The 12,237-nt window shown below is 61.9% G+C and carries 10 protein-coding genes and 3 pseudogenes; 7 read left to right on the top strand and 6 right to left on the bottom strand.

All coding sequences use genetic code 11. The features are described from left to right. Together ACF8MI_RS06815 and ACF8MI_RS06810 are read right to left on the bottom strand one after the other, a co-directional pair. Window positions 1-426, bottom strand: a pseudogene (locus tag ACF8MI_RS06815) (hypothetical protein); the annotation flags it as partial. 498 nt (window positions 427-924) lie between these two features. Then, window positions 925-1,437, bottom strand: a pseudogene (locus ACF8MI_RS06810) (JAB domain-containing protein); the annotation flags it as partial. A 128-nt stretch (window positions 1,438-1,565) separates the two neighbouring features. Between ACF8MI_RS06810 and coaBC the strand changes: the two are divergent. The 4 genes and pseudogenes from coaBC (at window position 1,566) to argB (ending at window position 5,686) form a co-directional block, all read left to right on the top strand. Then, window positions 1,566-2,777 (top strand): bifunctional phosphopantothenoylcysteine decarboxylase/phosphopantothenate--cysteine ligase CoaBC, encoded by a 1,212-nt coding sequence (gene coaBC / locus ACF8MI_RS06805; RefSeq protein WP_104833742.1) that lies wholly within the window; start codon window positions 1,566-1,568, stop codon window positions 2,775-2,777. Window positions 2,778-2,782: 5 nt separating this feature from the next. Next, entirely contained in the window at window positions 2,783-3,238 is a 456-nt protein-coding gene (gene dut, locus ACF8MI_RS06800) for a dUTP diphosphatase (protein ID WP_060499666.1), read from the top strand. 144 nt (window positions 3,239-3,382) lie between these two features. Continuing rightward, window positions 3,383-4,750, top strand: a pseudogene (locus ACF8MI_RS06795) (phosphomannomutase/phosphoglucomutase); the annotation flags it as partial. A gap of 30 nt (window positions 4,751-4,780) precedes the next feature. Then, the gene (argB, locus tag ACF8MI_RS06790) at window positions 4,781-5,686 is read left to right on the top strand and encodes an acetylglutamate kinase (RefSeq protein ID WP_060499668.1); all 906 of its coding nucleotides are present in this window, start codon (window positions 4,781-4,783) and stop codon (window positions 5,684-5,686) included. Window positions 5,687-5,757: 71 nt separating this feature from the next. Here argB and pyrE read toward each other — a convergent pair whose 3' ends face one another. Next, window positions 5,758-6,399: an orotate phosphoribosyltransferase gene (pyrE, locus tag ACF8MI_RS06785; protein WP_060499669.1), complete on the bottom strand. Its 642-nt coding sequence runs from the start codon at window positions 6,397-6,399 to the stop codon at window positions 5,758-5,760. A gap of 80 nt (window positions 6,400-6,479) precedes the next feature. Here pyrE and ACF8MI_RS06780 point away from each other — a divergent pair, with 80 nt between their 5' ends. Further along, window positions 6,480-7,259, top strand: a complete 780-nt coding sequence (locus ACF8MI_RS06780; protein ID WP_003253401.1) for an exodeoxyribonuclease III — start codon at window positions 6,480-6,482, stop codon at window positions 7,257-7,259. A gap of 64 nt (window positions 7,260-7,323) precedes the next feature. Here the strand turns inward: ACF8MI_RS06780 and rph are convergent, their stop codons facing one another. Next, the gene (gene rph, locus ACF8MI_RS06775; protein WP_051096411.1) at window positions 7,324-8,046 is read right to left on the bottom strand and encodes a ribonuclease PH; all 723 of its coding nucleotides are present in this window, start codon (window positions 8,044-8,046) and stop codon (window positions 7,324-7,326) included. Between the two features lie 228 nt (window positions 8,047-8,274). On the opposite strand from rph, the gene ACF8MI_RS06770 reads away from it, so the two are divergent. Continuing rightward, window positions 8,275-9,138: a YicC/YloC family endoribonuclease gene (locus ACF8MI_RS06770; RefSeq protein WP_028699257.1), complete on the top strand. Its 864-nt coding sequence runs from the start codon at window positions 8,275-8,277 to the stop codon at window positions 9,136-9,138. 13 nt (window positions 9,139-9,151) lie between these two features. Continuing rightward, window positions 9,152-9,772, top strand: coding sequence for a guanylate kinase (gene gmk / locus ACF8MI_RS06765; protein WP_060499670.1), 621 nt, complete (start codon window positions 9,152-9,154; stop codon window positions 9,770-9,772). A 35-nt stretch (window positions 9,773-9,807) separates the two neighbouring features. Here gmk and ACF8MI_RS06760 read toward each other — a convergent pair whose 3' ends face one another. Further along, entirely contained in the window at window positions 9,808-11,349 is a 1,542-nt protein-coding gene (locus ACF8MI_RS06760; protein WP_104833741.1) for an APC family permease, read from the bottom strand. A 119-nt stretch (window positions 11,350-11,468) separates the two neighbouring features. Beyond that, complete coding sequence (locus tag ACF8MI_RS06755) at window positions 11,469-12,236, bottom strand: gamma-glutamyl-gamma-aminobutyrate hydrolase family protein (RefSeq protein WP_200928905.1); 768 nt, start codon at window positions 12,234-12,236, stop codon at window positions 11,469-11,471. Between the last annotated feature and the right edge of the window lies 1 nt (window position 12,237).

Genomic DNA, 12,237 nt, shown 5'->3' with positions numbered 1-12,237 from the left:
AAGCGAAACCGGTGTCTTCTGCGGGTCCGGACGGTACAGGCGGATGTCGACGATTGTGGCCTCGTCGGGCATCTCAAGATCCAGCGGGTGAGTAAACAGCCCCGAAAGGCCCTCAGCTGCTGCGATTGAAGCGATGCGCGTAGGAGACAGCAGGCCGATTGCCCGCTCTTCAGTGCACTGGAAAAGGAACGAGTGCTGCTTGCCAAACTCCTCCACCTGCTGCAGTAGATCACGGAGGTCTTTCAGGGCAAGTTTTTTATCCTTGAGGGCAGGCTCGATCCGCTTCTCATAGAGATCGTCCCAGTTTTGCGCAGAAACGGGGATGCCCTTCGTCCGGAGGAATTCCTTGACGACGGCTTGGCTAGTCGCATTTTTCAGAAGGCCAAAAAGGATCTTGGCTAGCTTTTGGTCGTCGTCACTCAGCACATCACTCTCCACAAATTGGCATTAAGCTTAAAGGCTCGTGCGAGCCTTGGCTGTGGAGGCATGAAGCCGGTGACATCCTGCCACGAGAGCGCCGACCTGCGCGCATCATGCCTTCCATTGCGCGCGCATTCTCGCCTTTTTATCCAGCGGTACACAATGAGTGGAGAAGGTCAAAATGCCATCAGCGATGTAGGATCCCTTGGCCACGTGGAGTAGGTTCCATCAGATTTTGCCGTAATGTTCAGCTTTTTCGGGAAGATGGGTAGGAATTCCCAGCTTTTCTGTGAACCGCAAGCAACAGCCTGAGCCCCAGTCATCCGGGACCTAGCATCACAATTGTTGGTGAAGCTGACTGCTGTGGTGGCCCGCCTGGGCCTAAAATCAAATTTGCTCTGCAACACTGAATATGGAACATCAAAATCTGAATAAGCATCAAGGAATGCTTCTATCTCGGGCACTTCAGCCGAGTGAAACACTAGAGTTGACACCATAACCGCGAAGGATCAACGCCGCCGCGTTATGCAGCAAAGCCCGCCGCACCACCTCTCTCGGGTAAACACTCGCCCGGTCTATCGTGCCCCTGAACAGGATCTCGAACGCCAACGGCCGGTGCTTGGTGTCCAGAAACAGGCACCCGAACACTTCACTGGCCTCATGCCGCAGCATGGCCTTCAAATAGCGCCGCACCGTTTCCGGGCTGTCCATGGCAGACTCACGCTCAATCGAAGTTGCAAGGTGCCTGCGTCCGATCTCCAGCAATGCCTGCAACTGGCCGTACCTCACAGGGCCCAACCCAAGCTCGCTCATGAAGGCTTCACGGTCGGCCTCCAGCAGCTGACGCAAGCTGCCGAACTTCACCAGCAGACCTCGCGACATCTCCACGACATTGCGCCCGCGTACACCTGAGCCAAGAAAAACAGCCAGCAACTCCGTATCGGTCAGGCTCCCAGCCCCACGCAACAACAACTTCTCCCTCGGCCGCTCTTCAGCGGGCCACTCCCTGATATTCATCCCCGTCCCCTGCCCTTGCTGCGGCCCATTTCGACCCTGTGTTAATCTATTTCGCCTCGTACATGCGACGTTCTGCCGCAGGCATTTTCGAACGTCGCCGCCCGCTCTCACTGGAAAAAGGCAAGCCTATGCAGCGGCTGTATCGCAAGCGCATCGTTCTCGGCGTAGGTGGCGGCATTGCCGCCTACAAAAGCGCCGAGCTGATTCGCCGACTCCTGGAGCACGGCGCGCAGGTGCGCGTCGTCATGACCCGTGGTGGTGCCGAGTTCATCACCCCGCTGACCCTGCAGGCGCTGTCGGGCCACCCGGTGCACATGGACCTGCTCGACCCGGCCGCCGAAGCAGCCATGGGCCATATCGAACTGGCCAAGTGGGCCGACCTGGTGCTGATCGCCCCGGCCACCGCCGACCTCATGGCGCGCATGGCCCAAGGCATGGCCGACGACCTGCTGACCACCCTGGTGCTGGCCACCGATGCCACCGTCGCCGTGGCCCCGGCCATGAACCAGGCCATGTGGCGCGACCCGGCCACCCAGGCCAACCTTGAGCTGCTCAGGAGCCGTGGTATCCAGGTGTTCGGCCCGGCCTCCGGTAGCCAGGCCTGTGGTGACGTGGGCCTGGGCCGCATGCTCGAAGCCACCGACCTGGCCTGGTGCGCCGCAGAAAGCTTCAAGCGCCAGGCACTCACCGGCAAACACGTATTGATCACTGCCGGGCCGACCCAGGAAAACATCGACCCGGTGCGCTACATCACCAATCATAGCTCCGGCAAGATGGGCTTCGCCCTGGCCGAAGCGGCTGCCGAAGCCGGGGCTCGGGTGACCCTCGTCACTGGCCCGGTGCACCTGCCAACCCCCGACCGGGTCAGCCGTATCGACGTGGTCAGCGCGCGGGACATGCTCGCGGCCTGTGAAGCGGCCATGCCGTGCGACCTGTTCATCGCCTCGGCAGCGGTCGCGGACTACCGCCCGGAAGTGGTTGCCACACAAAAACTGAAGAAAGATCCTACGACCGGCGACGGCATGCTGCTGCAGATGGTGCGCAATCCCGATATCCTTGCCACCATTGCTGGCCGCAGCGACCGCCCGTTCAGCGTCGGCTTCGCCGCCGAAACCGAACACCTGCTCGATTACGCCACGCGCAAGCTCAAGGACAAGAACCTCGACCTGATCGTCGCCAATGATGTGGCCAACCCCAGCATCGGCTTCAACAGCGAAGAAAACGCCTTGACCGTGATCGACCGCCAGCAGCACCAGACCCTCTTCGCGCAGACCAGCAAGGGCAAGATCGCCCGGCAACTGGTCGCCTTCATCGCCGAACGGCTCAATCAGGTTCAATAAGTTACATGCACGCTCTTCAAGCCAAGATCCTCGACCCACGCCTGGGCACCGAATTCCCCCTGCCGACCTACGCCACCCCTGGCTCTGCCGGCCTGGACCTGCGCGCCCTGCTCAAGGAGGACACTGTCCTTGAGCCAGGCCAGACCCTGCTGATCCCTACCGGCCTGTCGATCTACATCGGCGACCCGGGCCTGGCGGCGGTGATCCTGCCGCGCTCGGGCCTGGGCCATAAACACGGCATCGTGCTGGGCAACCTGGTCGGCCTGATCGACTCGGATTACCAGGGCGAGCTGATGGTGTCGTGCTGGAACCGCGGCAACACGCCGTTCACCATCGCCGTTGGCGAGCGTATCGCCCAGCTGGTGCTGGTGCCGGTGGTACAGGCCCATTTCGACATCGTCGAAGCCTTCGATGAAAGCCAGCGTGGTGCTGGCGGCTTCGGTCACTCCGGCAGCCACTGAGCCGGCAGAGGACCGTTCAGGCCAAGGATGGCGAACTCTCTGGCGAAAGCACCGTCCAAGCGTTCAGTTTGCGCCTGCCCAGAAAGCCTTTGACTAATGGAGCTTCCAGAGATGAACGACATGGCCCACCTGGTCCCCGCCGCATTGCCCGACAGCATTTTCCGCGCGTATGACATCCGCGGCGTGGTCGGCAAAACCCTTCACGCCGAAACCGCCTACTGGATCGGTCGCGCCATCGGTGCGCAAAGCCTGGCCCAGGGCGAACCGCAGGTTTCGGTCGGCCGTGATGGCCGCCTGTCCGGCCCGATGCTGGTCGAACAACTGATCAAGGGCCTGGTCGATGCCGGCTGCCACGTCAGCGACGTCGGCCTGGTGCCCACCCCGGCCCTGTACTACGCGGCCAACGTGCTAGCAGGCAAGTCGGGCGTGATGCTGACGGGCAGCCACAACCCGTCGGACTACAACGGCTTCAAGATCGTCATCGCTGGCGACACGCTGGCCAACGAACAGATCCAGGCCCTGCTCACCCGTCTGAAAACCAACGACCTGACCTTGGCCGAAGGCCGCGTGGAAAAGGTCGAGATCCTTGACCGCTACTTCCAGCAGATCGTCGATGACGTGAAGCTGGCGAAAAAGCTCAAGGTGGTGGTGGACTGCGGCAACGGTGCCGCTGGCGTGATCGCACCCCAACTGATCGAAGCCCTGGGCTGCGAAGTGATCCCGCTGTTCTGTGAGGTGGACGGCAACTTCCCCAACCACCACCCGGACCCGGGCAAGCCGGAAAACCTTGAAGACCTGATCGCCAAGGTCAAGGAAACCGGCGCCGACATCGGCCTGGCCTTCGACGGCGATGGCGACCGCGTTGGCGTAGTGACCAATACCGGCAGCATCGTCTACCCCGACCGCCTGCTGATGCTGTTTGCCCAGGACGTGCTGGCGCGCAACCCGGGCGCCGAAATCATCTTCGACGTCAAATGCACCCGTCGCCTGACTCCGCTGATCGAGCAACACGGCGGCCGCGCACTGATGTGGAAGACCGGTCATTCGTTGATCAAGAAGAAGATGAAACAGACAGGCTCGCTGCTGGCCGGCGAGATGAGCGGTCACATCTTCATCAAGGAACGCTGGTACGGTTTCGACGACGGCATCTACAGTGCCGCACGCCTGCTGGAAATCCTCAGCCAGGCCGGGCAAAGCGCCGAAAACCTGTTTGCCGCCTTCCCGAACGATATTTCCACGCCGGAAATCAATATTGATGTGACCGACGAGGGTAAATTCAGCATCATTGATGCACTGCAACGCGACGCCGACTGGGGCGAAGCCAACCTGACCACCATCGACGGTGTGCGGGTGGACTATGCCCACGGCTGGGGCCTGGTTCGCGCCTCCAACACCACCCCGGTGCTGGTGCTGCGCTTCGAGGCCGACAGCGACGCCGAATTGCAACGTATCAAGGATGTTTTCCGTACCCAGTTGCTGCGGGTTGCCCCTGAGCTGCAACTGCCGTTCTGACCGACTATCTGTTCCTTACAGGAGCCCTGCATGACCCTCGATCGCGATGCCGCTTCCCATGTAGCCGAGGTTTTGTCCGAAGCACTGCCTTACATCCGCCGCTTTGTCGGCAAGACCCTGGTGATCAAGTACGGCGGCAACGCGATGGAGAGCGAGGAGCTCAAAACCGGCTTCGCCCGTGACATCGTGCTGATGAAGGCTGTGGGTATCAACCCCGTGGTGGTCCACGGTGGTGGCCCGCAGATCGGCGACCTGCTCAAGCGCCTGTCGATCGAAAGCCACTTCATCGACGGCATGCGCGTCACCGACTCGGCGACCATGGACGTGGTGGAGATGGTGCTGGGTGGCCAGGTGAACAAGGACATCGTCAACCTGATCAACCGCCACGGCGGCAGCGCCATCGGCCTGACCGGCAAGGACGCGGAGCTGATTCGCGCCCGCAAGCTGACCGTCAGCCGCCAGACGCCCGAGATGACCACCCCGGAAATCATCGACATCGGCCACGTTGGCGAAGTGGTGAGCGTGAACACCGACCTGCTGAACATGCTGGTGAAGGGTGACTTCATCCCGGTCATCGCGCCGATCGGCGTGGGTGCCAACGGTGAGTCGTACAACATCAACGCCGACCTGGTAGCAGGCAAGGTAGCCGAGGCGCTGAAAGCCGAGAAGCTGATGCTGCTGACCAACATCGCCGGTTTGATGGACAAGCAGGGCCAGGTTCTGACTGGCCTGACCACCGAACAGGTCAACGAACTGATCGCTGACGGCACCATCTACGGCGGCATGCTGCCGAAGATCAAGTGCGCACTGGATGCGGTGCAGGGCGGCGTGAACAGCTCGCACATCATCGACGGCCGTGTGCCGAATGCTGTGCTGCTGGAAATCTTCACCGACAGCGGCGTGGGTACCCTGATTACCAACCGCAAGCAGCGCTGATCGGCCGAAACAGGCGACAAAAAAAAGGCGACCTTCACAAGAAGGTCGCCTTTTTCATTTCCAGGCCAGGATCAGATCCCGTACTGCGCCCGGTAAGCCTCGACAGCCGGCAGATGCTGCTTCAGCTGCGGGTCATCGGCCAGGAACTCCAGCACCTGGGTCAGCGAAACGATGCTGACCACCGGGATACCGAAGTCGCGCTCCACTTCCTGGATCGCCGACAGCTCGCCATTGCCACGCTCTTCGCGGTTCAGCGCGATCAGCACGCCGGCGGCCTTGGCCTGCTGGGCGTTGATGATCTGCATGACTTCGCGGATGGCAGTACCGGCGGTGATCACGTCGTCGATGATCAGCACATCACCGGCCAGCGGTGCGCCAACCAGGCTGCCGCCTTCGCCGTGGTCCTTGGCTTCCTTGCGGTTGAAGCACCAAGGCACGTCGAGCTTATGCTGGTCCGCCAAGGCCACGGCAGTGGTCGCCGCCAACGGAATACCCTTGTAGGCCGGGCCAAACAGCACGTCGAATGAGATCTTGCTGTCGACGATGGCGGCAGCGTAGCAGCGCCCCAGCTCGGCCAGCGCGGATCCTGTGTTGAACAGGCCGGCATTGAAGAAATACGGGCTGGTACGCCCCGATTTCAGGGTGAATTCACCGAAACGCAGTACCCCGCGATCGATGGCAAAACGGATAAAGTCGCGCTGATACGGCTGCATGAATAGTCCCGGACACCACGGATTTAGCTAAATGGGTTGAGCTCGGGTATCATACACGCACGAGATTTTTGGGGCCATTTATGCGGATCATCAGTGTGAACGTGAATGGCATTCAGGCTGCGGCCGAGCGTGGTTTGCTCAGCTGGCTGCAAGCCCAGAATGCCGACGTCATCTGCCTTCAGGATACCCGCGCCTCGGCCTTTGAACTCGATGACCCAGCTTTCCAGCTCGATGGCTATTTCCTTTATGCCTGCGACGCGGAGGTGCCTGCCCAAGGTGGTGTGGCCCTTTATTCGCGCATGCAGCCCAAGGCAGTCATCACCGGCCTGGGCTTCGAGACAGCCGACCGCTACGGGCGTTACCTGCAAGCAGATTTCGACAAAGTCAGTATTGCCAGCCTGCTGCTGCCTTCGGGCATGAACGGCGACGAAGACTTGAATCAGAAGTTCAAGTTGATGGACGACTTCGCCAAGTACCTGGACAAGCAGCGTCGCAAGCGTCGCGAGTACATCTATTGCGGCTCGTTCTACGTGGCGCAGCAGAAGCTCGACATCAAGAACTGGCGTGACAGTCAGCAATCGCCGGGCTTCCTGGCGCCGGAGCGCGCCTGGATGGATGCGATCACTGGCGAGATGGGTTACGTCGATGCCCTGCGCGAAGTCAGCCGTGAAGGCGACCAGTACAGCTGGTGGCCGGACAACGAGCAGGCCGAGATGCTCAACCTGGGCTATCGGTTCGACTACCAGATCCTCACGCCAGGCCTGCGCCGCTTCGTGCGTAACGCCCGCCTGCCGCGTCAGCCGCGCTTCTCCCAGCATGCGCCGCTGATCGTGGACTATGACTGGACGTTGACCATCTAAGCGTGTTGCTCAGATACAAAAAAGCCGACAGTAATGTCGGCTTTTTTTGTATTTACGAAATCAGTCAGTCCGCCAGTGCAGCCTGCTGCAGCTCGAAGATTTCGGTCATGCCCTTCTGCGCCAGGGCCAGCATGGCGTTGAAGTCTTCAGGCTGGAACGGCGCACCTTCGGCAGTGCCCTGCACCTCGATAAAGCCACCGGCGCTGGTCATGACCACGTTCAGGTCGGTTTCGGCGGCGGAGTCTTCCAGGTAGTCCAGGTCGAGCACGGCTTCGCCCTGGTACATGCCCACCGACACAGCAGCGATCATGTGCTTGAGCGGGTTGCCGGCCTTCAGGCCACCGCGTTTCTTGATCACCGCCAGCGCGTCGCACAGGGCGACCATGGCACCGGTGATGGACGCGGTACGGGTACCGCCATCGGCCTGGATCACGTCGCAGTCGACGTACAGGGTGATGTCGCCCAGCTTGCTCATGTCCAGTGCGGCGCGCAGCGAGCGGCCGATCAGGCGCTGGATTTCCAGGGTGCGACCACCCTGTTTGCCACGGCTGGCTTCGCGCTGGTTACGCTCACCGGTAGAACGCGGCAGCATGCCGTATTCGGCGGTCAGCCAGCCTTGGCCCTGGCCTTTCAGGAAGCGCGGCACACCGTTTTCAACGCTGACCGTGCAGATGACCTTGGTGTCACCGAACTCGACCAGTACCGACCCTTCGGCGTGCTTGGTGTAGTTGCGGGTGATGCGGATCGAGCGGAGCTGATCGGCGGCGCGACCACTTGGACGTTTCATCTGGGATACCTGTACTGGGACTTTGAATCTGCCGAGCATTATAGAGCCCGCAGCCCGGGGAAGACATGCCTATTGTCGTACCCGCCACAGCCCGTCGCCTTTTCCTACTGGCGCGGCCGCCCGTCGGTAACATAGGTGGATTGGGCGCCACGGCCCCACTGCGCTACAATCCTGCGCCTTGCAGCCGAGAGGCTCCCACCGTCCATTCAACTAAGCGAGGTACTCCCCATGGTGCACAGCATGACCGCTTTTGCTCGTGTCGAGCGCGCCGGCAGCCAAGGCACCCTGATCTGGGAGCTGCGTTCGGTCAACCACCGTTACCTGGAACCGCACCTGCGCCTGCCAGAGGCCCTGCGCGACCTCGAAGGCGCCGTGCGTGAAGGCCTGCGCCAGGGCTTGTCGCGGGGCAAGGTGGAATGCACCTTGCGCCTCAACGAAGACAGCAACGGCAAGCCGCTGAAGGTAGACCGCGAACGCGCCGCGCAACTGGTTGCCGCCGCCGAGGAAGTGGCCGGCCTGATCAAGCAGCCAGCACCCCTGAACCCGCTGGAAGTGCTGTCGTGGCCAGGCGTGCTGGTGGCCGACACCAGCGACCCGCAGGCACTGAACGCCGAAGCCATGGCACTGTTCGACGAAGCCCTGGCCGAACTCAAGGCCGGCCGCCTGCGCGAAGGCCAGGAACTGGCCCGGCTGATCAACGAGCGCCTGGACAACATGTCCAGCGAAGTCACCACCTTGCGCGCCCTGGTGCCGCAGATGCTGGCGGCGCAGCGGCAGAAGATCCTCGACCGTTTCGGCGACATGCAAGCCGAGCTCGACCCACAGCGCCTGGAACAAGAGATGGTGCTGCTGGCGCAGAAGAGCGACGTGGCCGAGGAGCTCGACCGCCTCAGCACCCACGTCACTGAAGTGCGCCGGGTACTCAAGGGCGGCGGCGCCGCAGGGCGGCGCCTGGACTTCCTGATGCAGGAACTCAACCGCGAAGCCAACACCCTCGGCTCCAAGGCCTTCGACCCACGCAGCACGCAAGCGGCGGTCAACCTGAAGGTATTGATCGAACAGATGCGTGAACAAGTACAGAACATCGAGTAAGGCCACCCCGACCATGAACCACAGCAGCGGCACCCTCTACATCGTTTCGGCCCCTTCGGGCGCCGGCAAGACCAGCCTGGTAACGGCCCTGACCAAGGACGACCGGCAGATCCGCGTTTCGGTCTCGCACACCACCCGCGCCATGCGCCCGGGCGAGGAACACGGGGTGAACTACCACTTCGTGGTCCACGAAGAATTCAAGGCGCTGATCGCGCAAGGCGACTTTCTGGAGCATGCCGAAGTGTTCGGCAACTTCTACGGCACCTCGCGCAGCGCGCTGCAGCAGACGCTGGATCAGGGCTACGACCTGATCCTGGAAATCGACTGGCAAGGCGCCCAGCAGGTGCGCAAGCTGATGCCACAGGCGTTGTCGGTGTTCATCCTGCCACCTAGTCAGGAGGCGCTGCGTCACCGCCTGGATGGCCGTGGGCAGGACAGCGAAGAAATCATTGCCGGGCGCATGAAAGAAGCGGTCAGCGAGATGGTGCACTACGACGAGTATGACTACGTGATCATCAATGATGATTTCGACGTGGCGCTGGAGGATTTGAAGGCGGTGTTCCGCTCGAATCGCTTGCTGTTGAAGAAACAGCAACAGCGTCATGCGACGCTGCTGAAGCAAATGATCAGCTGAAGAACGAATTGGGGCTGCTTTGCAGCCCCAATTATTTATTCCTGCAACGGCAGGGTAGCCTGCTGACGCAGGGTAGCCCCCAGGAAGTAAGCCGGCGCGCGCATGCGCGACAGCATCATCAGCCCGATGCCCAGCACCGAGATGATCGCGGCAATCACGAACACCAGCCCCAACCCGCCCACATGCGAACCACTGCCGAAGTCCGGCGAGGCGCTGTCGATGGCAGTCCGTATGAAGATCACCGACAGGATCACCCCACCCACCAACGGGCACAGGCCGCGCATGATGAAGTGGCGCAGGCTGTCGAACAGGCTGCCACGGAAATACCAGACGCAGGCAAATGCGGTCAGCGAATAATAGAAGCAGATCATCATGCCCAGCGCGGTGATGGTATCTGCCAGCACGTTCTCGCTCAGGCTACGCATGGTCACGTAGAACAGACCTGCTGCCAGGCCCGCACAAATAGTGGCGTAGCGCGGGGTTTGCGAACGCGGGCAGACGCTGGCGAATTTCGGCGGCACTGCACCGTAGTACCCCATCGCCAGGAGGGTGCGCGCCGGCGCCACGAAGGTCGACTGCAACGACGCCGCGGTACTGGCCAGCACCGCGATGGACATCAGGATCGCCAGCGGCCCCATGACCGGGCCGGCCAGGTGGGCAAAGACGTTCTCCTGGATGCGCGGGTTGTTCAGGCCCAGGCCCGTTTCGCTGATACCGGCAAACTGCAGAGTGGCGATGGCGGTGAACAGGTAAAGGCCGAGGATCAGCATCACGGTCCAGGTGGCGGCCTTGCCCGGCACCTCTTCGCTGCCCACCGACTCTTCGCTGACGGTCAGGCACGTGTCCCAGCCCCAGAAGATGAAGATCGACAGCGACAGCCCAGCGGCAAAGGCCGAGAACGACTCGACACCAAACGGGTTGAACCAGGCGAAATCGAACGCCAGCGGTGGCGGCGCGGTGGTACCGCCAAAGGCGGCGACGGCAAATCCGATCAGCACCACCAACTGCAAGGCCACCAGGCCGTACTGCACGGTCATGGTGGTGGCGATGCCGCGACAGCAGATCCACACGGCCAGGGCGATGAACACGCAACAGGTAACGATGTTGATCAACAGGTTATCGGCCAACGCCGCCAGCTCATGCTTGCCGGTGATCTGGCCCAGAAACAGGTAGAAGAAGTCGACTGCCACCCCTGCCAGGTTCGACAGCACGATGGTGGTGGCAACCACCAACCCCCAACCGCCAATCCAGCCGATCATCGGGCCGAAGGCACGTGCCGACCAGGTGAACGATGTACCGCTGTCCGGTTCTGCCGAGTTCAGCTCGCGGTAGCCCAGGGCCACCAGCAACATCGGCAGGAAGCCGACGATGAACACGGCTGGCAGGTGGGCACCGACCTCGCGCACGGTCGGGCCAAGGGCGCCGGTCAGGGTGTAGACCGGGGCGATGGTGGAAATGCCCAGCACCACGCTGGCCAGCAAGCCCAAACGGCCCTTGGCCAGGCCTTTGCTGCGCTGAGTGTTGCCCGCGTCGGCTGCCACGTCGGGTGGACGGCCGGCTTCTGTGTAATTGCTCATGAGTATTTGCCGTAAATTTTGGAATTGTTTTCACAGGCCTTGCGTACAAGGCCCGCTTTCACTCATTGAAAGCTTGCTGTCGGGGACAAGTCATCCGAGACCTTCGGCTGACGTCAGAATCATTCCTGCCGTGCGCCCTCCCCTGCTGCATAGGCAATGCAGGCCTGGCGAAACGCCTGAAACAGGCGCAGCGAGACCGGGTTTTCGTTGAAGCGCCACTCCGGGTGCCACTGCACACCGAGCACAAAGCCCGGCGCATCGGGCATGGACACTGCTTCGATCAGGCCATCCGGGGCCCGTGCCTCGACGCGCAAGCCTGGGGCAAGGCGGTCGATGCCCTGGCTGTGCAGCGAGTTGACCTCGAACTGCGCCGCCAGGCCCAGGCGCTCGAACAACCCGCCAGGCTCGATGCCGACCGGGTGACGAGGGCCGTATTGCACCTCCAGGGGTGCGTCCTCAGGTTCGCGATGATCAAGGTAGCCAGGCAGCTCCTGCACGCGTTGGTGCAGGCTGCCGCCAAGGGCCACGTTCAGTTCCTGATAGCCACGGCAAATGCAGAACACCGGCACACCGGCGGCAATCGCCGCCTGCAGCAGTGGCAAGGTCAGCCGATCACGCGCCAGGTCGTGCCGGGTACCCGCCACGCTGGGGGCGCCATTGTAATGATGCGGTTCGATATTTGAAGGCGAGCCTGTAAAAACAATGCCGTGCAGACGGGACAGCAGCGCCTGTGTGTCGCTGCCCCTGTCGCGGGCCGGCAAGATCAGCGGCAAGCCGGCAAAGCCGGCCGCCTCGACATACTTGTCGCCTACCGTGTGCGACGAGTTCTTCCCCACCTGCTGGCGGCAGGCGCTGACACCGATCAAGGGGACCGCAGTTGCGCTCATG

The organism is Pseudomonas sp. yb_9, assembly GCF_043103635.1.
GTDB classification, from domain to species: Bacteria; Pseudomonadota; Gammaproteobacteria; order Pseudomonadales; family Pseudomonadaceae; genus Aquipseudomonas; species Aquipseudomonas monteilii.
Note: the sequence above shows the minus strand (reverse complement) of the source record. Positions and strands in the feature narration are given on the sequence as shown.

Coding starts and splice junctions, on each gene's coding strand:
- ACF8MI_RS06770 (WP_028699257.1), top strand. CDS start 8,275: ATGGTGCACAGCATGACCGCTTTTGCTCGTGTCGAGCGCGCCGGCAGC.
- ACF8MI_RS06755 (WP_200928905.1), bottom strand. CDS start 12,236: ATGAGCGCAACTGCGGTCCCCTTGATCGGTGTCAGCGCCTGCCGCCAG.
- ACF8MI_RS06780 (WP_003253401.1), top strand. CDS start 6,480: ATGCGGATCATCAGTGTGAACGTGAATGGCATTCAGGCTGCGGCCGAG.
- pyrE (WP_060499669.1), bottom strand. CDS start 6,399: ATGCAGCCGTATCAGCGCGACTTTATCCGTTTTGCCATCGATCGCGGG.
- coaBC (WP_104833742.1), top strand. CDS start 1,566: ATGCAGCGGCTGTATCGCAAGCGCATCGTTCTCGGCGTAGGTGGCGGC.
- argB (WP_060499668.1), top strand. CDS start 4,781: ATGACCCTCGATCGCGATGCCGCTTCCCATGTAGCCGAGGTTTTGTCC.
- gmk (WP_060499670.1), top strand. CDS start 9,152: ATGAACCACAGCAGCGGCACCCTCTACATCGTTTCGGCCCCTTCGGGC.
- ACF8MI_RS06760 (WP_104833741.1), bottom strand. CDS start 11,349: ATGAGCAATTACACAGAAGCCGGCCGTCCACCCGACGTGGCAGCCGAC.
- dut (WP_060499666.1), top strand. CDS start 2,783: ATGCACGCTCTTCAAGCCAAGATCCTCGACCCACGCCTGGGCACCGAA.
- rph (WP_051096411.1), bottom strand. CDS start 8,046: ATGAAACGTCCAAGTGGTCGCGCCGCCGATCAGCTCCGCTCGATCCGC.